A 24,216-nucleotide genomic window follows, 5' to 3' on the forward strand; every position below is an offset into this window, starting at 1 on the left:
CAGAGCTAACCATCAGACAATCAAATTTATGAAAAAATTACTACGTAACAAGCCGATCAACTGGCGAAAGATTATGCGCTTCGGACTGCTGCAATGGCTATTGGCCGCCCTGCTTGCCAGCGTTACCTACGCCCGGGAAAGTACCGCCCAGTCTATCCTGAGCAAGGATATGACAATTCAACTGACTAACGTGCCCCTGAAAGAAGCCCTGGGGCAGATTCAGGAAAAAGTTCAGGCTAAATTTGTGTACAGCAGCCGGATTTCGCTGGATGACCGAATCACCATTGATGCTAAAAACGAGAAGGTTTCTACTATTCTGGATCAGATCCTGGTTCCACGCGGGATCAGCTACCGGGTCATCAACGATCAGATTGTACTGTCACGGCAGAAGTTGAAGACCACCTCCGTACTGCCTGATCTGGAAGAACGGCTTCTTAACTGGAACGCCCCCAAAGATGTAACGATCCGCGGACAGGTACTTGCCGCCGACAACAGCGAGCCGCTGCCGGGGGTAAGTGTAGTAGTAAAAGGTACCAGCCGGGGTACGACTACCGACGGCAACGGTGCCTACGAACTGGTAGTACCCGATGTTCAGTCGGTGCTGGTGTTCAGTTTTGTGGGGTACCTGCCCCAGGAGGTGACAGTGGGTAACCGCTCCCAGATCGACATTACGCTTCAGGCCGACATAAAAGCCCTGCAGGAGGTAGTAGTAGTAGGCTATGGTACCCAAAAGAAAGTAAACCTGACCGGAGCCGTGGATCAGGTATCGGGTGAAGTATTTGACAACCGTCCGCTGACCAACCTCAACCAGGGCTTGCAGGGGGTACTGCCCAACGTCAATATCCGGATGCTCGACGGTCGGCCTACCCAGTCACCTACCATCAACGTAAGGGGTACTACCTCCATCGGTCAGGGCGGAAGCGCCCTTATCCTGATTGATGGTGTAGAAGGCGACCCCTCAATGCTGAACCCCAACGACATTGAGTCCGTAACGGTACTGAAAGATGCCGCCTCGGCGGCAGTTTACGGTGCAAGGGGTGCGTTTGGGGTAGTACTTATCACCACCAAACTACCCGCCAAGGATGCTTTTTCGGTTACCTACAACGCTAATTTCGGCACCAAGCAGCCTACGGTACTTCCCAACTACCTCACCGATGGCTTTACCTGGGCCAGCATGTACAATACGTCTTTTTTCAATTGGGAGAATACTTATCCGCAGAACGTAAACAAGACGCTGAACTTCTCGCAGGAATACCTGGCCGAGCTAGAGCGCCGGTCTAAAGACCCCAGCCTGCCCAAAACGGAGGTGGGTCCGGACGGTCGGTATGTGTACTACGAAAATACCGACTGGTTCAACCTGCTCTATAAAGACCGGCTGAAATTTCAGGAGCATAACCTGTCGTTATCCAGAAGTACCGACAAGGCCAACTTCATGATTACCGGGCGCTACAACGGGCAGGATGGGTTGTTCCGGTACAACTCCGATGACTTCCGGGTGTATAACCTCCGGGCCAAAGGCGCCATTAAGCTGTTTCCCTGGCTGGAAGTAAACAACAACGTCGACTACTCCAACCGCTTTTACCATACTCCCATCAACGTGGGCGAGGGTGGCGGTATCTGGCGGAATATCGGGGATGAAGGACACGTGCTATCACCCATGCTCAACCCCGACGGCACCATTACCCACTCCGGTGCCTTTACGGTTGGGGATTTTTACTACGGCAAAAACGGTCAGGATACCGAGCGGAGCATTATCCGGAACACCACCGGTTTTGAATCCAAATTTTTGAATAATTCGCTTCGGGTCATTGGGAACTTTACGTTTCAGAATATCTACAATGATGAGAACAGAAGGCGCGTACAAGTACCATTCAGCCGGTCGCCGGGGGTGATCGAGTACGTGGGTAACCAGTACAACGACCTCACCGAGTACCACAACCGCACCCGGTACATGGCCTCTAACCTGTACGCTGAGTACGAGAAAACGGTGAACAAGCACTACTTCAAGGCCATGGTCGGTACCAACTACGAGCAGTCGACCTACAACCGCCTGGAAGTACAACGCAACGGACTTATTTTTGAAGATGCTACCAATATCAACCTGGCTCTGGGGCAGGCTATCTCTACCTCCGGTAACTACGAAGCCTGGAAAATTCTGGGAGGTTTCTCGCGCCTGAACTACATATTCAATGATAAGTACCTCATTGAGTTCAACGGCCGCTACGATGGCTCCTCCAAGTTTCCTGAAAACGAGCGGTTCGGCTTCTTCCCCTCCATATCGGTAGGATGGCGCCTGTCGCAGGAGGAGTTCTGGCCCGTGTCGGACCGGATTGTTACCGACCTGAAGTTCAGAGGCTCCTACGGCTCGCTCGGTAATGGTAACATCGGCTCGTATGCTTTCCAGGAAACCTTCTCGATCGGACAGATGGGCCGCATCCTGAACGGCATTCTGCCCCAGCGCACCCGTCTGCCGTCTGTTCTTCCCGACGGCCTTACCTGGGAAACGGCCACTACCAGCAACGTAGGGATGGACCTGACCATGCTGTCGGGCAAACTGACGCTGAACGCCGACGCTTACATCCGCAAAACTACGGATATGTACACCATCGGTCTTACCCTACCGGCCATCTTCGGCGCTACCTCGCCCCGCGGTAACTACGCCGACCTGAAAACCACCGGCTGGGAAGTGGTTATGGCCTGGCGCGACCAGTTCAACGTCGGTTCCGGCCCCTTCAACTACCGCATTGGCTTCAATCTGGCGGATAATCAGTCTACCATCCTGCGGTATAATAACCCCAATAAATTCCTGAATGACTACTACGAAGGCATGAAAATAGGGGAAATGTGGGGCTACGTGAACGACGGATTCTTTAAGACCAAGGCGGAAATCGATGCGCACGCCAACCAGCGGTTGTTTCTATCCACCGCCCGCGGTGAGATCTTGCCCGGTGATATCAAGCTAAAAGACCTCAACGGTGACGGCAGCATTACCCCCGGCGACAATACCGTGGATAATCCCGGCGACCGGATCATCATCGGAAACTCCGCTCCCCGCTATACCTTTGGGGTTAACTTAGGTGCCGACTGGAAAGGCTTCTTCTTCTCAGCCTTCTTCCAGGGCGTAGGCAAGCAGGACTGGTACCCCAGTACCGAGTCCAACGCCTTCTGGGGGCAGTACAACCGTCCTTACGGCGACGTTCCCAACTGGCACCTCAATGAAGGAATTATCTGGTCCGAAGAAAATCCCGATTCGTTTTTCCCCCGGTACGTATCGCGGCTCGCCAACCGTAGCGGTGGTATCCTGACGGTCCGTCAGACCAAGTACACCATGAATGCCGCCTACGTCCGTCTGAAAAACTTCCAGGTAGGGTACAACCTGCCGCAAAGCCTGCTAGCTCCGGTTAAATTCGTAAAAGGCGCGCGTATTTACCTGTCGTCCGACAACCTGCTGACCTGGTCGCCGCTGCTTCGTATCGTGGACAACATTGACGTTGAAAACGCTAATGCGCCCTCCGATCAGCTGTTTAGTGGCAATGCCGGCGATGGCTACAATTATCCGATGCTGAAAAGTGTTGCGCTTGGTTTATCCGTAACATTTTGATGTACCATCTTTAAAATATACCTACACATGAAGAAGTATTATATAGGACTACTACTTATCAGCTTGATGCTGACCGGCTGTGACCTGGAAGAAGTACCCCAGCATACCGCCAACAAGCAGGCCGTATTTGGCAGCGAAAACGGCCTGCAGCTCTACGCCAACTCTTTTTACGAGTGGATGCCGAGCGCCAACAACATCCACCAGGCCGACGCCATCTCGGACTACTCGGCCCGCCGCAACGCGCCCGATTTCCTGCGGGAAGGAGTATACAGCTCCCGTACCAGCGACAATACATCCGCCTCGGGCTATGACATGGTAGCCCTGGGGGGTGACTCCAACTGGGGCTGGGGCGCCCTGCGGAATATTAATTTTTTTCTGGCCAATAACGTAAATCCCAACGTACCCGAAGCCACCCGGATGCACTACAATGGGTTGGCGCGGTTTTTCCGGGCCTGGTTTTACTTCGAAAAGGTAAAACGCTACGGCAATGTACCCTGGATCGACAAGCCCCTGGATGTATCTGATCCTCAGCTTTATGCCGAGCGTGACCCGCGTACGCTGGTCATGGATAACGTACTGGCCGACCTGAACTTCGCCGTTGAAAACATCCGGACGGTGGACGATGCCTCCCGGACCCTGATTACCAAAAACATAGCCCTGGCGTTGAAATCGCGGGTGGCCTTATTTGAAGGTACATTCCGGAAGTACCATACCGATAAAGGCCTGGCCAATACAGCCAACACCTGGTTAACCGAGTCGGCCAATGCCGCCAAAGCCATCATGGATAGCGGCAAGTTTCGGCTCCATACAACCGGCGGCCCGGATGCGGCTTACCGGCAGCTATTTACCAGCGACGTACCGGTTGCTTCCGAAATCATGCTGGCCGTGGTGTCCAGCGCCAGTCTGGGCATAAGGCATGCGGCTAACTGGTACTTTACTTCGTCTACTACGGGTACGCGGTTCAGCTTTATCCGTCCGTTTATCCATACGTACCTCAATATCGACGGTACCCCCTTTACCAGTGAGGCCGACTACCAGACCCAGACGTTCCAGGAAGAGACCAAAGGACGTGACAAGCGGCTTCAGCAGACCATCCGGACCCCCGGCTATACCCGCGTAAACGGCGGTACCCGCGTAGCGGCCCCCCCCGCCTTCACCTATACGTACACCGGCTACCAGCCCATTAAATGGAGCGTGGACGATGTGACCATTGACGGTGGAAACAACAGTACCAATGCGGTGTCCATATTCCGCTACGCGGAGGTACTGCTCAACTACGCCGAAGCCAAAGCCGAACTGGGTACCATTACCAACGACGACTGGGCCAAAACCATTGGCGCCCTGCGCAGCCGGGCCGGTATTACGGGTGGGCTTACTACCTTACCTACCACTATTGATCCGTACCTTAAGTCGGTGTACTTCCCCAACATCTCTAACCCGGTTATTCTGGAAATTCGCCGCGAACGGGGCATTGAGCTGGCACTGGAAGGCTTCCGCTTTTATGACCTGATCCGCTGGAAGCGCGGGGAGCTGTTTGAAATGGAGTGGCGGGGCATTTACGTACCCGAGGCCAATAAACTGATTGACCTGGACGAGGATGGCAAGCCCGATGTGTTCTTTTTCACCACCACGCCGGCCAGTCAGGTAAGTGGAGTTACCTACATCAACGTAGGCGTAGCCGCGCAGAAACTGACCAATGGTACCTCAGGGGAAATTACCTGGCTGACCAATATTCCCCGTAAGTTTGATGACAAGAAGTATTTTTATCCCATTCCGGAAACCCACCTCCTGACCAATCCCAAACTGGGGCAGAATCCGGGCTGGCAGTAGCAGGATGTATTAGTCATTTTTAAAAGCATGAACGGACTGTCGTCACAGATGGTCCGTTCATACTTTTTTGTGTAGGTAAGGGAAGGTTACTGATAATTCCGTTTGGTAAAAATTGGGGTTTGTTTGATGGAAGGGAGTGGAGAATGGAGTATCTTGGGTTTGGATGGGTGTGAGGGGTGATTTGAAGCGTTGTTGTGGATAGATGCGACCTCAAAAGTTATATGCTGTATCAAGAAAGTTTAAATTTTCGTGTACTAACGCGTCATCAAAATAGATCAAATACTAATTGTTCGAGAAATGGGATCAAATAATTTATTGCTTGAAAATGAAAAAATAGATGCTATTGAAAAATTTTTATATGCCCTTAAGAAATTAAACGAGTTAAAAATTATCAACAGTCGAAAGGATTTTACATCTCAGCTTGGAGAATGGCTGGTTGCAGAAATGTATGGTGCTACTTTGGCAGAAAGCAAAAAGACTGGGATATGAAAGTAGGTGATATAAAAATTCAGGTAAAATCACATTCAAAAGCGAAAACCACAAAAAGAGCAAATACTGATTTTAAATATTCTGAAGATGCATCGATTGATGTTTTCATTATTGTTATTTTTACCGACAACTACAAAATCAAAACTATATATGAAATTCCGTGGGAAACGGCTTTAAAGCTAAAAACACAAAATACAATTGATCCAGTTATTACATGGTCAAAAATACCGAAAGAATGTATAGTTAGTTTAGAATACAAAATCGGAGATAATAAATTATTAAGAAGTTTCATCGAAATAGGAAATTAGATGCTACTGCTAACCCCGATTTGCAATCGGGCTTGCGTCCACTTCGCGTTTTTAACGCAAGCCGTGCATAAGGGTATTCGCGTTACAAACGCTGGGAGATAGCATCCCGATTACAAATCGTGACGAGCGCGATAAAAGGCCTTTAATACCATATTAAACGATGGAAAGAAAAATGCGAATAATAAAACCACATTCGAAATGTTTAACAAGTTAAACGCATTAAAATGTACAATGATTTAGATTGGAAAAACACAATTTCTCCCCTAGGATCGTCTACATGGGATTTTATTTCTTATAGAAAATCAGATTTGAGTATATTGGGTTTACGAAATGAATACTTCTTTGGGCGTTGCTATGCTGTTATATTGGCAAAAGCGGGGATTATTGTATTTTAATAAGTACTCTGCCTAACAAATTGCATTTTTAAATGCGTTTAACCTGAATGCTTAACTACAAATTGGAGTACATGGACATCCGCTTCGACAGGGCAAGTACATTTCTATTATAAAACGTGCAGGCGTGATAGAGCAAAAACTTATACTCACAGAAAAAATACAGCAAGGGGAACGCATACGCGGAGACAATGGCTTAATAAACTTGCAGAATTTAACCATTGTCTTAAATGTTTACGCAATTGGACAGTTATTCCTGTTAGACCTGATAAACGTTTTAAGTTTGTTTAGACAAAAGACCATATCCTTCCATTAAGTCGAGGAGGCACTGATGAAATTAATAACATTCAGCTATTATGTTACCAGTGTAATTTTGGCAAACGATAATTTGGAAAGCCAAATCCGTGGTCTTTGTCCCCACCATAGCCGTCAGGCTAACGGCCTCGGAGAGGCACAACGGGGGAACATATTAGTTACCCAACACCGTAATACTCCTGATTTTAAACTTAAAATTCAAAATGCATGCAACCTGCGGTGAAGAGAACTGTCGATTCGTTCAAAAATAGGGACGGTGAAAACATCTACTATATAATAGACTGTCCCTTGAAAGAGAGGTATTTTAAAGGTGGTCCGAACGCTGGACGCTCATATGCTGCTCCCAGTAGGTGTGAACAATGTCCTCACAAGGTTGAGCATGAGCGAACTTTCTATTTTATCGGAGACAATAAGATTGAGACTCCGTGGCTAAGCTCAATTGTTTGTAAAGGATAGTAATGCTGTTTCCGGTAAGCCCTACCCCCCCGCTAACCCCGATTTGTAATCGGGACGGTCGGCCGCAGCCGTTGCAAACGTGGAGAGATAGCATCCCGATTACAAATCGGGTGGTGCCCCATCGAGACGAGCGCGATAAGCGCCGATTACCAATCTGCTGCCAATCTAAATGTCTTGTAGTATATTCTCAATCTCGCCCTTTAACGTAGGTATACTGCCTTGGATAATCTGCCAGACTTCCTCAGGGTTGACCCCGAAATAGTTATGGGCCACGATATTACGGAATCCTTTGTACCTGGCCCATGGAATACGGCTTCGGCTTTCCTTCAGGTCTAGGGTTAATTTTGATACCGTTTCACCAATGATGATAAAATTCATCAGTACTGCATCAAACGTCTTTTCATCTTCATAAAAACGATCAAAATCCTCGACACCCTCAACAAAATGTTGGATTTTAGTGCAGGCTTCCAGAATCGCCATCAGGTTCGCCGTATCCTTTTCAGACATAGAGTGCAGAGCGTAGGATTTGACTCTTGAAGTAAGGCTTTACGTACTTTTCGCTACACAGATCTACCTTTTTGCCCAATTCCGACTCAAACATACCCTTTATTTCGTGCTTTTTGTCGTACAGATTTGGAGTACCGGGTTGAAAATCAATCAATAAGTCAATATCGCTATCTTCCGTTTCTTCCCCCCGGGCATACGAACCGAATAGCGCCAGTGTATTTACCCTATACTGCAAAGCCAGCTCTTCTTTCTTAGCCCGCAGGTACTCCAGTATATACTCGCGGGTTATCGCTCTTTTCGTTTTCATGCTGTTGGATGGCTTTACTACAAACGTTTGATACAAGTTTAACGATTTTCCAGGCTATTTTCAAAAACCTCGTCTTCAGTACCAGCCGATTTGTACGCAGTTTGCCTCAGCACTCCGGCCTGAATCCCCTCAGGCCTTCCACGCCTGGACAACCTGACCGCCCACACAGAGAGTAGCCAGCTATTACCTCTGCCATCCTGAGAAAAAAACAGTCCCCTCAGGCTCCAACCTAAAAGCGATCCCGGAATTTCAAACAAATTTAATCTCCTTATCCAGCCCAAATTCCCTTACTTTGTAATACTCATTTCAGTAGTTTAACATGTAAGCTGTTCCCATGAAAACCAGTATTTTATTCCTGTTCCTAAGCCTCTGCGCTATGCAGACTACCTTTTCGCAAGCCAATACTCCCCTGGTAGTAGCTACCTACAACCTCCGCTACAATACGCCCAACGACGGGGTAAATGCCTGGCCTAACCGCAAAGAGAACGTGAAAGCGCTGATCCGGTACCACGAGTTTGACATCTTCGGAACTCAGGAGGTACTGAGAGGGCAACTGGAAGACGTAGCCGAGCTGAAAGAATTCGCTTTTTTGGGCAAAGGCCGCGACGACGGCAAGCAAGGCGGTGAGCATTCGGCTATTTTTTACAAAAAAGACCGCTTCAAAGTCCTGGACTCCGGCGACTTCTGGCTGAGCGAAACGCCCGACGTACCCGGCAAGGGCTGGGACGCTACCTGCTGCAACCGTATCTGTTCCTGGGCCAAGTTCCAGGACCTGCAAACAAAGAAGGATTTCTACTTTTTCAGTGTTCACTTTGACCACCAGGGCGTGAAGGCCCGGCAGGAATCGGGTAAGCTGATGGTGAAGAAAATAAAGGAAATTGCTAAAAATGCTCCTACCATTTGTGTAGGCGATTTTAATTCGACACCCGATACCGAGCAGATTCAGGCCATGCAAACCATACTGCGCGATGCGCACAACGTATCGGCTACGCCGCCCTACGGTCCCGAAGGTACCTTCAATGCCTTCAAGTTTGACGCTCCCATGGATAAACGTATTGACTACATTTTTGTCAGTAATCAATTCAATGTTCTGAAGTACGGCGTACTTACCGATGCGAAGGAGCAGCGCTACCCCTCCGACCACCAGCCGGTGGTGGCGAAGGTGGTGTTTAAGTAGCTATTGGAAGCCAGCTTTTTGCTAAAAAGAAAATGAAAGTATCAATCTGATTTTTTTCAGAGACGTAGAGCTATACATTCAAGTACTTAACGCTATTAAAGCTCCGGAGGAGCATTACCTAAGTAGGAACAGGAACCAACTTGTTATAGCAAAAGCCCCAGAGGGGAGACACCATCTGCTAATTGTAAAATAAAGAGCGGCAAGTACGGTACCAGATCTACTTGCCGCTCTTTTTAATAGAAAGCTTAATAGACTACAATCTTCGCTACTGTACTACTTCATTTCTGACGGGCTTTGCCTTCAACTGATATGCCTTCACCCCCTGTTGATTGACGCCAAACAGCAGTTTATCCCCCACCGACAAAACACTACGAACGTCGCCCGTGAGCCGGAAGCCAGACTGTAGTTGCGGAAGGTAGGTAAACTGTCCTTTGCCATTTCCCCGAAGCAACACCCCGTGGTTAGCGTCGAACTTGCCCAGGCGCAGGCGGCCCTGGCTGATGTTCCCGGCCAGCAGCAGGTCTTTGTGGCCATCCTGGTCGTAGTCCAGAGTTGTCATGGCAAAAACGGGAGAAACCTGGGCTTCGAGCGGTAATTCGGCGAGTTGGTACCTGGCCTCCGTGGTACTCAGAAAAGCAGCAGTACGCAGGTAATTTGCTTCCAGATGCTGGGCGTCTGCCAGCTCGCTTTGGGAAAAAAGGTCGTCCAGTGTAACATCAGCGTAGCTTTTGTAGTCGGGATAGCGGGAACCCATGCCGCTTATTTGGCCGACCAGTTCATCGCGGGTAATGTACGGGTAGTTTTTGCCCTGTACATAAAAGCTCAGAATAGGGTCTATTTTACCATTTTTATCAAAATCCCTGGCGTAGAGCGAGGCGGGTTCTTTATCGCTGGCGCGCACCTGCGAGTTCAGCCCCTGATTCCCAACCACCAGGTCGGGTTTACCGTCGCCGTTCAGGTCTTCAATCAGCAGCGAGTTCCACCAGCCGCGGTAAGCTTTGTCGAAATAGTCGCTGGTTTTATCAGTCAATTTTCCGCCACTGTTAATGAGTACCGTTACGGGCATCCACTCCCCTACCAGCACCAGGTCCGGCTTGCGGTCGCCGTTCAGGTCGGTGGTAGCCGCGTCGGTTACCAACCCAATCTGCTGCAGTTGCGGAGCCAGCGTGGCAGTCATATCCCGGAAAGTACCTTTGCCGTCGTTGATTAGCAGATAGCTGCGCGGTATTTCAGGGTACTGCCCCGGTATTACCCGGCCCCCAACTACTACATCGGGCTTGCCATCTCCGGAAAAATCGCCCACAGCTACGGCTCCCGTACTGGTGCGCATAGCGGGAATACCAGTGGCGCTAAGGCTGAATCCGCCTTTGCCATCGTTGAGGTACAGGCGGTCCCGCAGGCGCTCGTCGTCGGGAGCAAAATCAGCGTAGCCACCGTTGCCCACGTACAGGTCAGCCGCTCGGTCGCCATTGGCGTCCAGAAAAGCGGCATCGCTCGCGTGTTGCTGCTGATCGGCTTCAAAGGCGGGTGTAGGTTTCTGCGTAAAGCCACCGCCCTTCTGTTGAATGAAAAGGGCGTTAGCCTGTCCTTTTCCGCCTCCAATAAATACATCTTCCAGGCCATCGCCGTTGACATCGGCTTTGGCCAGAACGGGTCCGGGAAAAGACAATGGATTTACCAGCAAAGGCTGGCGGTAAAAATCATTGACCGGCGTAGCGGCATCGGTAAAGCTAATCGGCGACTTTACTTCCTGAAACAGGGCCGGACCAGTACCCGCACGTCGGTAGGTTTGCGTAGCCTCTTTTTCTGAGAGCCGGAGTAGCTGATCGGCCTTTACATGGGGCAGGAGCTGCTGCTTACCGCTTGGCCATACTATCCGGAGGGAATCAATGGTTGCCGCCTCGCCCAGACCAAAATGAAGTACCGGCGAAACATTGGACTGGTACCCCCGGGTGGGCATTTGCTCGAGGTACTGCTGCTTTCCTCCACTGTACAAAGTAACCTGCGCCCCAATGCCCAGCGTATTGGGACTAGTACCCTCTGTCTTTACCTTCAGGTAGTGGTGCTTATGTAGTTTATTAGCCTGATTTTCGTAAATAAATGCGGCTTCGTTGACATTGTTTACCACCAGGTCCAGGTCACCGTCCCCATCCAGGTCGGTGTAGGCGGCCCCGTTGCTGTGGGAGGCCTTGTTGAGTCCCCACTGCTGGGTCACATTCTGGAAAGTAAGGTCCTGGCCGTTCCGGAAGGCATAATTGGTAAGGTTGGAGGAAGGAATCTGATACACCAGTTCCAGAACATCGCGCCGCTGTATACCCTGCTGTTTATTCTGAATAAAGTCACTCATGTACTTCAGGAAGTCCATATTGGTGTAGTCGCGCAGGTAGCCATTGGTGATGTACAGGTCCTTCCAGCCGTTGTTGTCGAAGTCAGCAAAGAGCGCCGACCAGCTCCAGTCAGTATTGGAAACGCCCGCCAGCTGGCCCACCTCCCGGAAAGAGCCGTTGCCATCGTTGACGTGCAGCATGTTGCGCATGTACTGGTGATTGAAGCCTAACCGCAGATTGAGGTCAAATTTTTCGTAGTTGTCCGGCGCCATCAGCAGCTTCTGGCGACGGTTGTCCTCGGGGAGCATGTCGAGGGTCAGGATGTCGGGACGGGCGTCGTTGTTGATGTCGGCCACGTCACTACCCATTGAAAAATGCGAAGTATGCCCCATACTGGTTTTAACCTGATCGGTAAAAGTACCGTTGCGGTTATTGACGTAGAGGTAGTCGGGAATGGTATAATCGTTGGAAACGTACAGGTCGGGCCAGCCGTCGTTATTGACATCAGCAACGCCGGCTCCCAGGCCGTACGAAAGGGCCGAGCCTTGAATACCTGCGGCGCGGGTTACGTCTTTAAAGGTGCCTTTATCATTTCTAAAAAGCCTCACCCCGTAGTTGGGGTCATCCTGCCGGAGCATTTCGGCCGTCCCCATTTCGTTCAGGACCGGCAGGGACTTGGGGTTATGGTTGAGCAGGAACATGTCCAGGTCACCGTCCTTATCATAGTCAAAGAAAGTTGCCTGCGTACTGGTACCTTCGCTCGCCAGGCCGTACTGCTCAGCCTGATCGGTAAACTGAGGAATCCCCTGAGCATTGGCCCCCTGGTTAATAAAGAGCTGATTCCTGCGTTTTTCGGGAGCATAGTTACCGGAGTAGCATACGTACATATCCAGCTGTCCGTCGCCGTTTACATCAGCCATGGTAACCCCGGTTTTCCAGCCTTCGGCGCGACCGGCTACCCCAGCCTGAGCCGTTATATCCTCAAACTGCATGGAGCCCTTATTCAGGTACAGCTTATTAGGTACCATGTTGCCCGTAAAGTACAGGTCATCCAGCCCGTCGCCATTTAAATCACCCACGGCTACGCCCCCTCCGTTGTAGAAGTACTCGTACATGAGTACGTTGGTATTGAGGCCCTCAGTCAGGGAATTACTGAAGTCTACTTTTGTTTTTTCGGGCGGCAGCAACACAAAAAGCGGATCGCTGGTTTCGGCACCTGTGTTTCCTTCGGATGAAGAAGATCGCTGGCACCCGTACAGACTCCCTGCTGCTACCGCCAACAGCACGTACCCGAGGAGATCATACTTAAGCAATTTCATAATAGATAGTAAAAGGGTGTTAACGCGGAGATGAAATAACAAAAAAAGAAACTATGCCGGTAAAACGCGTACCGGCATAGTTTCTAACGTATTCTTGCAATCTTCTATTTTAATTCGTGACGTAACCGGGGTTCTGCGTCAGCTTATCATTCCGGTTTATTTCGTCCCGGTGGATAGGCAGGAAGTACAGCTTATCGGCCCAGGCACGGTTTTCCTTACCCGGATCTATCTCGAATACTTTATACGAATAGTCGTAGCTGGTAGGGTCGTACCGGTACACGCTAACCGTTTTACCTGGTTTCAGGGTGCCGGTTATGTTGATACCATTGGCCTTACGTCCCAGGGTGCTGGGGGCAATCATCCAGCGACGGGTATCGTGGAAACGCTGTTCCTCAAATACCATTTCGATACGCTTTTCCTGACGGAACTGCTCCACCAACTCCTGACCTGTTGCCGTAATGGCCGGCATACCAGCCCGGAAGCGGATCTTGTTGAGCCAGGTACGGGCTTCTTCTTCCTGTCCCAGGGCTAAACTAGCCTCTACATAGTTGAAAATAGCTTCGGTGTAGCGCAGTACCGGCCAGGGGACCTCCTGCCAGGTGTTCTGATCAACGATAGCCGGATTAGGATCAATAAACTTACGCATATAGTAGCCGGTGTAGCTTCCGTTCCAGTCTTCGATGGGGCTGTTGCGGGTATCCAGTCCAAAGTGAGTTACTTTTTGTCCGGCAGCGTTTACCACTTCGTAACGACCCGTCTGGATTTGTCCAAGTGGATCACGGGGCTGGTTAGCTGAGCTACGGGGTTTCCACTGAGTACCATCGTACATGATAGAGGCATAGAAACGAGGATCACGATTAACATAAGGAGCGCTGGCGTGGGCCGGGTTGCTCCAGTTGAACTCCGTGCCATCCATCATTTCGTAGTCATCAACCAGCAACTGCACTGGTGTATTTCCGGCCCAGTTATTGTAGCCATTAGGTCCGTTGAACAGGCCCTGACGTCCACCGTTTTCCCGCTTGGTACCGATGAAATACCGACCCAGAATCAGATCCCGCTGCCCACCGTTGCGGGCCAGAGATATGTCCATATAGTTGGCAGTTCCTGCCTCTTTGCTCACGGGTGCTGCCAGGTTGGTCATGTAGCCGTAGGCAGTCAGATCCAGTACGGCCTTGGAAGCGGCTCTCGCTTTCTCCCAGCGCTCGGTCCGGCTGCCGCTCACGTAGCCAATCAGTTCGGGCTTGGCAAAGCCGGCTATCACACTTGACTTAGCTTTAGCCGTAGGGATATCGTGCAGATCACTGGCCGCATAGGTCAAAATACGTGACTTAAGAGCCAGGGCAGCGGCCTTGGTAGCCCGTCCGGCGGCCAGGCTCTTACCGTCCAGCAACGTAGCAGCTTCATCCAGATCCTTTACGATAAAGTCAACCGTTTCGGCCCAGGTGTTGCGGCTTGTACTGTAATCAGCTTCGCCGAGTTCGTACGGACGATCCACGAGGGGGACACCGCCGTAGTAGCGGGCCAGCTGGTGGTAGTAGTACGCGCGAAGGAACTTGGCTTCCCCTTTCAAACGCGCTGCCAAAGTTGCGTTATCAAACTGAGGAGTTTCCAGGTTTTTCAGCGCCAGGTTAGTCGCCCGGATGCGCTGGTACATGTTCGGCCAGTTAATCGTGTTATTCACCCAACCGATATCAGCCGGGTTGGAACGGCCTTCGGTAATGGTAGTGATATTACGACCGGGGTGGGTGAAGATCGTTTCATCCGTTAGGGATGCGAGCATCTGCTCGTCAAAACCACCGTTACCAAAACCCGCGTAGATTTCCGTGACAAAGGCTTCGGTCAAACCCGCATCCTTCCATACGGCTGCCTCGGATATTTCTCCGAGGGGCTGCGTGTTTACAAAGTCGTCGTTACAGCTGGTAGTTACTACCAGAGCTGCCACAAACGCCAGGGATAAAAATTTTAATTTGTTCATTTTTTTTTCAGTTTACAGATATTAAAATGCTGCGGTCAGACCTACGTTGAGAATCTTCTGTTGCGGATAGCTCCGGCCAAGCGCGTTTTCAGTCTCAGGGTCATACACTTTCAGCTTATCAATAGTGAACATGTTAAAGCCATTCACGTACAATCTGACATTGCTCAATCCTACTTTACTAATCAGCGCCGTTGGTACGCTGTAGCCCAGTTCCAGGTTTTTCAGACGAATATAGTCTGAGCTACGCAGCCAGTAATCGTTATTACCTGAGTAGTACTGGTCACTGCGGTTGGCAATACGGGGATGCACACTGCTGGGGTTATCAATGGTCCAGCGGTTTTCGTATACATCCAGCAGGAAGTTACCAATGTTACCGGATTCACCCGTGCTTACGTATTGCTTCGCACCGGCCGCACCCTGAATCAGGACAGTCAGGTCAAAGTTTTTCCAGTTAGCACCCATGTTGATACCGCCCGTAAACAGGGGTAGGTTGGTGTTGTCCAGACGAACCCGGTCATCCGGCGTGATTTTACCATCGCCGTTAAAATCCTGGTACTTCATATCACCGGGGCGAAGCTGCTTCACAATAGCGGTGTAGTCAATGGGGTTAGCATCAATCTCGGCCTGATCCCTGAATACACCATCGTATTTATATACTACGTAAGTATTCATGGGCTTGCCGGTTGAACGCTGCCACTCAGGAGCCCCGGGCGCTTCGTCCCAGAACAGAATTTTGTTCTTGGCGTAGCCACCGTTCACGCTGAAGTTGTACTTGAAGTCGCCAATTTGATCGCGGTAACCCACGTTGAATTCCCAGCCCTTATTTTCCACTTCTCCAATATTCTGAGCAGGAAGCGTTAAACCAGTACTTTGGGGTACAGAGGCATTCTTGAACCACAGGATGTTTGTACGCTTGTTGTAAAACACATCTGTTTCGAAGAACATCTTACCACCAAACAGCTGTCCTTCCAGACCCAGGTTCGAGTTGGTAGCCACTTCCCAGGTAATAGAGTTGTTCGGAATACGGGCTTCAAACAAGGTTTTTTCCTCGTTATTTCCAATGATGTAGGAACGGAATCCGTAGGTAGACAGGTACTGGTAGGTAGCAAGGTTTGATGTATTGGGTGTATAAACCTGGTCATTACCCAACTGACCAATTGAGCCACGAATCTTCAGGAAGCTAACCACCGGTACGGAGTTCTTCCAGAAATCCTCCTCCGATACAACCCATCCGAGCATAATACCGGGGAAGAAACCGTAGCGGGTAGCTTCGGGAAACATATCCGAACCGTCGTAGCGCCACAGGAACTCGGCCAGGTACTTCTCTTTGTAGTTGTAGCCAACCCGACCAAAGTAGTTGATACGGGCACTTTCAAAAGCTCCACCAGTGTTATCCTTCTGCAGGTCACCTCCGGCAAATAGCTGATCCAGCGCTGGTGAGATGTAGTTACGACGGAAAGCCTGGAAGTTATCTCCCTGAATAGTTTCGCGGTTGGTACCAGCCAGCAAGTTAAGGGTATGGGCACCGAAGGTTTTATCGTAGGAGAATACGCCACCCAACAGAATGTTGAGTTGATTCTCGTTACGTAAGGTCAATTCAGGAGTAGCGGGTCCGCGACGGCTAGGTACCAGTTTGGGCGTAACGCCATCCGCTTCAAAACCACTTCCCCGCTGATAAAGCGTCCAGGGTATATTCCAGTTCTTAAGGTTCCGGCTGAGGTTATCCACCGCGGCGGTTCCGGTAAACTTCAGTCCTTCTACCCAGGGTATTTTAATATCCAATGATCCGTTGGACTGGAAGTAATTACGTTTATCGGTGTTTTTACCACTCAGGTCCGTCGTGATCACAACCGGGTTCTCACCGTTTTCGATATCCGGGCCGGGTAGTCCGTTGGGCCAGTAAGCCGGCTCCTGCGGCTTACCCCGCATCAGCATCCGGAAAATAGTTTCGGCTGATTTGGTAGGAAAGCCCCGGGCTTCCTGACGTCCTACTACCCCTATGCTAAGCTTTACGTACTTGTTGATATCCGCGTCCATGTTCAGACGCATGTCATACTGCTTGTAGTCCGTAGCCGAGTTAATATAGTAAGCATCCTGATTCTGGTAGCCCAGCGAAGCCAGGTAACGGAAGTTGTCGGTACCACCGTTCAGTTGCACATTGTGGCGTACCTGTGGTGAGTTTTTCTTCAGCGTTTCAGCAAACCAGTCGGTGTTGGGGTAGTTCCAGGGATCATTACCAGCCGCGTATTTACTGAGCGCCTCTGGCGAGAACGGAGCTTTCCGTACCGTACCGTTTGGACGGGTAAAAAGACCAGAAGTCTTATAAGCTTCGTTGGCACCAGCCCACTCCGATACCGGAAGCTGGTAGATGTCCAGGTCGTTCAACATACTTAGGTACTGAGCTGAGTTAGCTACTTTAGGTAGTACTGTAGGATTAGCCCAGCCCTGGTTGATGGAGTAAGACAGTTCAGGCTTACCGGTTTTACCACGCTTGGTGGTAATCAGGATTACCCCGTTGGCCGCCCGTGATCCATAGATTGCCGCCGCCGCATCTTTCAGAACGGAGATACTTTCAATGTCATTGGGGTTCAGACGGTCCAGACCACCGGCCCGGTTAGGGATACCATCAATTACAATTAGGGCGCTGTTGTTACCCAAAGTATTTGAGCCACGAATCCGGATAGTAGAACCATCGTAACCCGGCTCACCCGAACGGTTTACGGCCGTTACACCCGGCAGACGACCCGCCAGGGAGTTGGAAAGGTTCATAGCGGGTGATTTTACCAGCTCATCTCCTTTTACCGACACCACCGAACCCGTTACGGTTTCTTTCTTTTGCACACCGTAACCTACTACCACCACTTCGCTCAGCGATTTTACGTCCGTAGCCATGGTTATGTTGATAGTACTGCGGTTATTAACCGGGATTTCCTGGGAAAGATACCCGATGTACGAAAGTACCAGCGTAGCATTTCCACTGGGAACATTAACGTTAAAGTTACCATCCGAGTCAGTAACGGTACCGGTCGTGGTCGATTTAACAACCACACTTACTCCGGGCAAGCCTGTACCCTGGTCATCCGTCACCTTCCCTTTGACAGGAACGCTTTGAGCAAAAGCTCCGATGACCGAGGCCATCACCAGATACAGCACAAAAAGACACCTCCCCGCGCTGAGGTACGTCCTTGGTGTAAAAATTTTCATAGATTGATTGGATTAAGTGAAAAGTAATTAGTTGCATTAATGGATTAGTACGCATCAGAAATACAGCGATACTTCTGATCATACCCGACGTTTGCCTCTGTTTAAGAGGTAAATTTAACAATCTGCAAGGTTAGGCCCGACGTCTAGTTGAGCGTTACGTTTCTGCTTTCTGGTTTAATAGTAGTAAGGTTTAATATAAGTTGGTTAACTAATGTGAAGTTGAAAAAGGAATTATCTGTTTGTATCTACTGCCTGAGAAGTTGTTCATTTGAAGCTATATAATGCCAATTTAATTGTCCTATAAAGTGCAATATTCAGATTTTAGCCACAAAAAACCTCTATATATTTCAATTACTTCGTGAGCGGCAACGCAAACTACCCTTTAGTTCTTGCCTGCCTCGGTGGCATCGGCGGGCTTACTTTCCTGCCCTACTTTCAGAAATTCGGCTACGGCAGCTTCGGTAAGTCCGTTGACAACAATCAAATCAGGCCGGGCCCTGCGCAGTTCGGCGATACCACTGTCAGTCACCATTGACTGCCACACATAAATACTTTTCAGGCCTTTGTTTCCGGCCATAGCTTTCAGGCCGGCATCGGTTACTTGGGTACCTATTACATTCAGGTACTCCAGGTACTTCATATCTTTCAGCTTCGCCAGACCGGCATCGGTGACGGCGGTATGTTCCAGATGTAGTTTATTAAGGTTTTTGAGTTTAGCTACTTCGCTTAGCGCCGCGTCCGTTACTTTCGTATTTCCTAATTTTAACCATACAATCTGCTCAGCCAGCGGATTAAGCATAGCCGCCTGAGCGTCGGTAAAGGCAGGTGCATTCACGGCACTAACTTCTACCAGATTCTGATCCTGGGCCAGGGGCATTACCAGCAGGTTGGTGCTTTTCAGCGAAGCCACCGCTTTGGCGTCGGGCGCGGGTACCTGCAGGCTCAAAACCGCCGACTGTGAAGGTTCAGAAGGGGCCGTTGGGGCTGCTGCCCCGGTACCTAAGGAAGCCAGCGCGGGTTTGAGCGGTTCGGTTACCTGCAAATCAGCTACTTTTTTATCGGTAGGTGCTCCCTGGTCAATCCACCAGGCCAGCAGCGCTATCTGCTGGTCGGTCAGCTGGGTTTTGCCTTTGGGGGGCATGTGGTTGTCGTCTTCCAGGGGCAGCAGGCAGCGCTTCAGCATTTCACTTTCAGTACTTTTACCCGCTATCAGCGCCGGACCGTTCTCTCCTCCTTTCATAAGCCGGTCAAAGCCATCCATGCGAAGGTCTCCTTTCTGTTTGGTGGCATTGTGACACTGCACACAGCGGGCATTCAGTATAGGTTGTACGATATCCTGATATACCAGCGCCTGATTTACATCCGCAATGGGCTTGATTTCCGCTACCAGTTCGGCGCGTGCGGGTATTCCCGCCAGCGACCGGAAAGGCTCCGGTGTGTACTGCGTCAGGTACCCGTCGCCATGGGTGAGTGACCCGCCGTGGTGCCCGGCTACCATGGTCAGCAGAGAGCCAAAAAATAAGGCTGGAATATAAAACAGGGGTGCCATGGGTATTTTTTCACCGAAGGTTTCCGACTTGACCGCCCAGGCGATCCAGGCCAGCACAGCCACTCCAATACCCTGCCACATGTGCTCATCCAGGAGTTCCTGCTCGTAGCCTCCCGCCTGTGATAAAAGATAGCCCGCTATACACGCCAGCGTAGCTCCTATGGCCGACCACAATAAGATAAAGGTGATGGTAGAGTCGCTGACGCTTACCTTACCCGTTCGTCTGCCTATTTCTAACAGAGCCGCAACCAATAGAAAGCCTATTGGCAGGTGAACAAGCACAGGATGAAACCGCCCGAAAAACAGAGCCCAGTCAGATGCCTGAAGGAGGATTATCGAAAGCATAGTTATATAGTAGTAGAATAGCTACTAAAAGCTAAGCACCTGTTTCATCTACTTTACTATTAGACCAAAGCAGAATACAATTTTACGGCAATAAAGTACCAGATACTTTTCTGGTTTTGACTAATTCTAACTTTATTTTGACCAAATTATTTAAATAGATACAACTTTTTGGGCAAAAAAAGCTAAATGGAAGTATATGAAGCTATTCAGGGGCAGAAGTACTCCAGTTAAATATAGTTTCCGTCAGACTACGCCAGTACCGGCTTTACTACCTTTCCGGCCGTGTCGGTGAGGCGGAAGTTGCGGCCCTGGAAAGGATAGGTAAATTTCTCGTGGTCGAAGCCCATGAGGTGAAGGATGGTCGCCTGAAGGTCATGAACGTGGGTTCTGTCCTTTACGCCGTAGTACCCCAGCTCGTCGGTTTCGCCGTAGCTGAACCCTTTTTTTACGCCACCGCCCGCCATCCACATGGTGAAGGCTTCGAGGTGGTGATCGCGACCCATAAAAGGAAGTACCTGTCCGTCGCGGTTTTCCTGCATGGGCGTGCGGCCAAATTCGCCCCCCCATACGACCAGGGTTTCATCCAGCAGGCCCCGCATTTTCAGGTCCTGCAGCAAGGCCGTTACAGCCTGATCCGACTGTTGGCATTTCTGGTGCAGACCAATGTCTATGGCTCCGGATTCGCTGGTACCGTGGGTGTCCCAACCCCAGTCAAACAGCTGAACGAAACGTACCCCGCTTTCAACCAGCTTGCGCGCCAGCAGGCAATTCATGGCAAAGGTACCTTCACCGGGCTTTACGCCGTACATATTTAATATATAGTCTGGTTCTTTAGATACATCCATCACCTCCGGTACCGACATCTGCATCCGGAAGGCCATTTCGTACTGGCTGATGCGCGTCAGAATTTCGGGGTCCTGTACCTCTTCGTAGGTCTGCCGGTTAATTTCGTTGATGGCCTCAATGGTCTGTTTGCGGATATCGCGGTTCATACCGCTGGGGTCCGACACGTACAGTACCGGGTCACCACCGGTGCGGCACTGAACGCCCTGGTACACCGTAGGCAGAAAGCCGCTCCCCCACACGCTTTTGCCGGCGTCGGGTTGCTTGCCGCCGGAGGCCAGTACGATAAAACCCGGCAGGTTCTGGTTCTCGGATCCAAGTCCATATACCGACCAGGAGCCCAGGCTGGGACGGCCCAGTCGGGCACTGCCCGTGTGCATCAGTAGCTGCGCGGGGGCGTGGTTAAACTGGTCGGTATGCATGGCTTTCAGGAAAGTCACGTCATCGGCCATGGTCTGTAGGTAAGGCAGGTAGTCCGAAATTACGGCGCCCGACTGGCCACATGGGCGGAAGTTGCCCTGCGGACCGAGCATTTTGGGTACTCCCCGGATAAAAGCGAATTTTTTTCCTTCCAGAAACTCGGCTGGACAGTCTACACCATGGTACTTCACCAGTTCGGGCTTGTAGTCAAACAGCTCCAGTTGCGAGGGAGCCCCGGCCATGTGGATATAGATGACCCGCTTGGCTTTGGGTGCAAACTGCGGCATCCGCGAGGCCATCAGGTCTTCGGGTGTTTGACCCGGATCGGTTCCGGTAGCACAGCTACCCAGCAAGGAGCCTAAACCCAGTGCCCCAAGCCCGAATCCGCAGGACTGCAGGAAATGCCGGCGGGTTTGCCGGGCCAGGTCCGCGTGCTGAAGTTCTTGAAGTAGCTTTTCCATAGGTTTGTTTAGCCGATGCTTAGTTAGTATGGTGTCGCCCCTAGCGGGGCTAGGCTGATTTTGTTCTATTTCCCTGCTGCTGCTACTGAGGTGTCGCCCCTAACGGGGCTTTCACTGAACTGTTCCTCTGTCTGTAGCTACTGAGGTGTCGCCCCTAACGGGGCTTGCACTGGACTGTTCCTTTGTCTGTAGCTACTTTGGTGTCGCCCCTGGCGGGGCACTATACTGCTTTATACTCAGACCCCAGCTGCGGCCCCAGAGGGGCCATACCTTAGTAGCAGAACAGTGCCACCATGCCCTGAAATGAAAGCCCCGCTAGGGGCGACACCTCCATTTGGATTCTCCTCTGGGATGGGTGAATAATCAATTCAACTACTACGCTTCCACCCATTCAAACAGGAACTTCTCGTTGTACTCAATCTCAAATTTATTTAGAAAATCGAGGTACTCTTCGCGGAACGTTTTTATCCTGTGGTGTTCAGGTTGCTTTAAAATGTAGTGTATCACTGCTTCTTTCTGAGACTTGGCATAGCTGAATGCTCCGTACCCTTCCTGCCACGCAAATCGCCCTCCCGTCTTGTTATTTTCGTTCATCCACTTGCTCGACCCGGCTTTTACGTCCCGTATCACATCTGACAGCCGGGCGTCTGGTTTCAAGCTCAGGAATAGGTGCGTGTGGTCAGGCATGCAGTAGATTACCATAACCTTTTGTCCTACTCCCTCCACTATGCCGCAGATATACTTTTCCAAGGCTTCCCGCTCAGTGGCCCGTACCAGGCTTACTCTTCCTTTTACGGCGAATACAATCTGTATGTAAAGCTGACTGTAGGTATTTGCCATTTTACTTCTCTTTGTGTCGCTCCCAGCGGAGCTAGGGGCTCTGATCTATTTTCTGCAACTACTAAAGTATCGCCCCGCTGGGGCTTGTTTTACCGCCTGCGTGCGGCCCCAGCGGCGGCCGTCGCACGGGGCCATACCTTAGTAGCAGAACAATGCCACCATGCCCTGAAATGAATGCCCCGCTAGGAGCGGCACATTTAACTTCTCAGTCACCTTTCTATATCACAATGCCCCAGTCTTTATTCATGTCCCGTCCCAGCAGCGCATTGGCCTCCTTATCGTTCTTGAAACTTTCCTTTTTAGGATTCCACTGCAAGGGTCGCTTTACCTGATAGGCAATGTTTCCAATGTTGCAGACCGATGCCGTGCGGTGGCCTATTTCTACGTCACAAACCGGTTTGCTGCGGTTCCGCATGGCCTGGAAAAAGTCTTTGTAGTGGTTTTCGCTCTTGTATACGTGCTTTTCGGTTTCTCCAATAACCTTGTCCTGGAGGCTGGCCGGGGTAGTTTCCAGTTTGCGGCGCTGTACCTTTAAATCTCCTTCGGTACCTACGAAATGAATGGCGTTATTCCAGTCCCATTTTTCGTGGGTCATGGTAATGCCATTGTCGTAGCGGTAGGTCAGCGCCTGAACATCCTTGCCGTTCGGAGGTACTACCTCCACGGGGCCGCTGTTGTCCATGTCCAGCGCCCACTGCACAATGTCGAACATGTGGGCGCCCCAGTCCGTTACCATACCCCCGCCAAACTCTTTGTAGAGTCGCCAGTTCGGGAATACATCTTTGGAAAGAGGCGGAGCGAGTTCTGAATTGAAGTTGACAGGCTGGTTGGGACCCAGCCAGGCGGCCCAGTCCAGTCCATCCGGAAGGGGCTCGGCGGCCAGCGTGTAGGGTACTGGTGGAGGACCTACGTTTACTTTTATATTTTTTATATCGCCAATATAACCATTGCGAATCAGTTCAGCCGTTTGCCGGAACTCGGGCCAGGAGCGCTGCATACTACCCGTCTGAAACACGCGCTTGTACTTGCGGGCCGCATCAACCATGGCCCGGCCTTCTTTTACCGTCAGCGAAAGCGGTTTTTCGCAGTAGATATCCTTCCCGGCCTGGGCGGCCCGCACGGCCATGGCTGCGTGCCAGTGGTCTGGTGTCGCAATCACGACCGCATCTACGTCTTTACGCGCCAGCAGCTCCCGGAAGTCATTATAAACAGGAATGTCAGAAAAGGTACCCGCCTGAGCATTTTTGCTGTAGTACTCCTTTATTTTATCAAGGGTCAACTGCGCTTTGGCTTTATATACTTCACTGATGGCCACAATGCGGGCTTCACCGGTAGAAAGAAACGAATTGGTCAGTCCCCTGCCCTGTTTACCGGTTCCAATAAAACCCAGTGAGATCATATCACTCGGGGCCAGATAAGACGTACCGTCTGGTTTTTTACCTCCCAGCACAAACCGGGGTACTATCATGAATCCGGCTGCCACGGCCGCTGCTTTTCCAACAAAGTCCCGGCGGGAAAGTGCGTTTTCTTTTTCTGTTTTCATTATCCTGT

General features: G+C 50.7%; 15 protein-coding genes. 6 read left to right on the forward strand and 9 right to left on the reverse strand.

Annotated elements, in window-relative coordinates:
• Window positions 1-28: 28 nt before the first annotated feature.
• The 5 genes from VGN67_RS05840 (at window position 29) to VGN67_RS24500 (ending at window position 7,007) form a co-directional block, all read left to right on the forward strand.
• Window positions 29-3,601 (forward strand): TonB-dependent receptor, encoded by a 3,573-nt coding sequence (locus tag VGN67_RS05840; RefSeq protein ID WP_327485841.1) that lies wholly within the window; start codon window positions 29-31, stop codon window positions 3,599-3,601.
• A 27-nt stretch (window positions 3,602-3,628) separates the two neighbouring features.
• Window positions 3,629-5,431, forward strand: coding sequence for a RagB/SusD family nutrient uptake outer membrane protein (locus VGN67_RS05845; protein ID WP_327485842.1), 1,803 nt, complete (start codon window positions 3,629-3,631; stop codon window positions 5,429-5,431).
• Window positions 5,432-5,728: 297 nt separating this feature from the next.
• On the forward strand, window positions 5,729-5,920 hold the full coding sequence (locus VGN67_RS05850) for a hypothetical protein (protein WP_327485843.1): 192 nt from the start codon (window positions 5,729-5,731) through the stop codon (window positions 5,918-5,920).
• On the forward strand, window positions 5,917-6,228 hold the full coding sequence (locus VGN67_RS05855) for a hypothetical protein (protein ID WP_327485844.1): 312 nt from the start codon (window positions 5,917-5,919) through the stop codon (window positions 6,226-6,228). Before VGN67_RS05850 ends, VGN67_RS05855 begins: the two co-directional genes overlap by 4 nt.
• 695 nt (window positions 6,229-6,923) lie before the next feature.
• Window positions 6,924-7,007, forward strand: coding sequence for an HNH endonuclease (locus VGN67_RS24500; protein WP_414717293.1), 84 nt, complete (start codon window positions 6,924-6,926; stop codon window positions 7,005-7,007).
• 549 nt (window positions 7,008-7,556) lie between these two features.
• Here VGN67_RS24500 and VGN67_RS05860 read toward each other — a convergent pair.
• Together VGN67_RS05860 and VGN67_RS05865 are read right to left on the reverse strand one after the other, a co-directional pair.
• Window positions 7,557-7,898, reverse strand: a complete 342-nt coding sequence (locus VGN67_RS05860; RefSeq protein ID WP_327485845.1) for a DUF86 domain-containing protein — start codon at window positions 7,896-7,898, stop codon at window positions 7,557-7,559.
• The gene (locus VGN67_RS05865; protein WP_327485846.1) at window positions 7,891-8,205 is read right to left on the reverse strand and encodes a nucleotidyltransferase family protein; all 315 of its coding nucleotides are present in this window, start codon (window positions 8,203-8,205) and stop codon (window positions 7,891-7,893) included. Before VGN67_RS05865 ends, VGN67_RS05860 begins: the two co-directional genes overlap by 8 nt.
• 334 nt (window positions 8,206-8,539) lie before the next feature.
• On the opposite strand from VGN67_RS05865, the gene VGN67_RS05870 reads away from it, so the two are divergent.
• The gene (locus tag VGN67_RS05870; RefSeq protein ID WP_327485847.1) at window positions 8,540-9,382 is read left to right on the forward strand and encodes an endonuclease/exonuclease/phosphatase family protein; all 843 of its coding nucleotides are present in this window, start codon (window positions 8,540-8,542) and stop codon (window positions 9,380-9,382) included.
• Between the two features lie 265 nt (window positions 9,383-9,647).
• On the opposite strand, the gene VGN67_RS05875 is transcribed toward VGN67_RS05870, so the two are convergent.
• From VGN67_RS05875 to VGN67_RS05905, 7 genes are all read right to left on the reverse strand, one after another.
• A complete protein-coding gene (locus VGN67_RS05875) occupies window positions 9,648-13,028 on the reverse strand; it encodes a VCBS repeat-containing protein (protein ID WP_327485848.1) in 3,381 nt (1,126 codons plus the stop codon).
• A 109-nt stretch (window positions 13,029-13,137) separates the two neighbouring features.
• Window positions 13,138-15,003: a RagB/SusD family nutrient uptake outer membrane protein gene (locus VGN67_RS05880; protein WP_327485849.1), complete on the reverse strand. Its 1,866-nt coding sequence runs from the start codon at window positions 15,001-15,003 to the stop codon at window positions 13,138-13,140.
• A 21-nt stretch (window positions 15,004-15,024) separates the two neighbouring features.
• Entirely contained in the window at window positions 15,025-18,207 is a 3,183-nt protein-coding gene (locus VGN67_RS05885) for a TonB-dependent receptor (protein ID WP_327485850.1), read from the reverse strand.
• Window positions 18,208-18,589: 382 nt separating this feature from the next.
• Window positions 18,590-20,101 (reverse strand): c-type cytochrome domain-containing protein, encoded by a 1,512-nt coding sequence (locus tag VGN67_RS05890; protein ID WP_327485851.1) that lies wholly within the window; start codon window positions 20,099-20,101, stop codon window positions 18,590-18,592.
• Between the two features lie 248 nt (window positions 20,102-20,349).
• Complete coding sequence (locus VGN67_RS05895; protein ID WP_327485852.1) at window positions 20,350-21,825, reverse strand: DUF1501 domain-containing protein; 1,476 nt, start codon at window positions 21,823-21,825, stop codon at window positions 20,350-20,352.
• Between the two features lie 375 nt (window positions 21,826-22,200).
• Window positions 22,201-22,665 carry an IS200/IS605 family transposase gene (tnpA, locus tag VGN67_RS05900; protein ID WP_327485853.1) on the reverse strand — a complete coding sequence of 155 codons (465 nt, stop codon included), beginning with the start codon at window positions 22,663-22,665 and terminating at the stop codon, window positions 22,201-22,203.
• A 217-nt stretch (window positions 22,666-22,882) separates the two neighbouring features.
• Window positions 22,883-24,208 (reverse strand): Gfo/Idh/MocA family oxidoreductase, encoded by a 1,326-nt coding sequence (locus VGN67_RS05905; protein ID WP_327485854.1) that lies wholly within the window; start codon window positions 24,206-24,208, stop codon window positions 22,883-22,885.
• Window positions 24,209-24,216: the final 8 nt, after the last annotated feature.

It is taken from the genome of Telluribacter sp. (genome assembly GCF_035998675.1).
Lineage (GTDB): Bacteria > Bacteroidota > Bacteroidia > Cytophagales > Spirosomataceae > Telluribacter.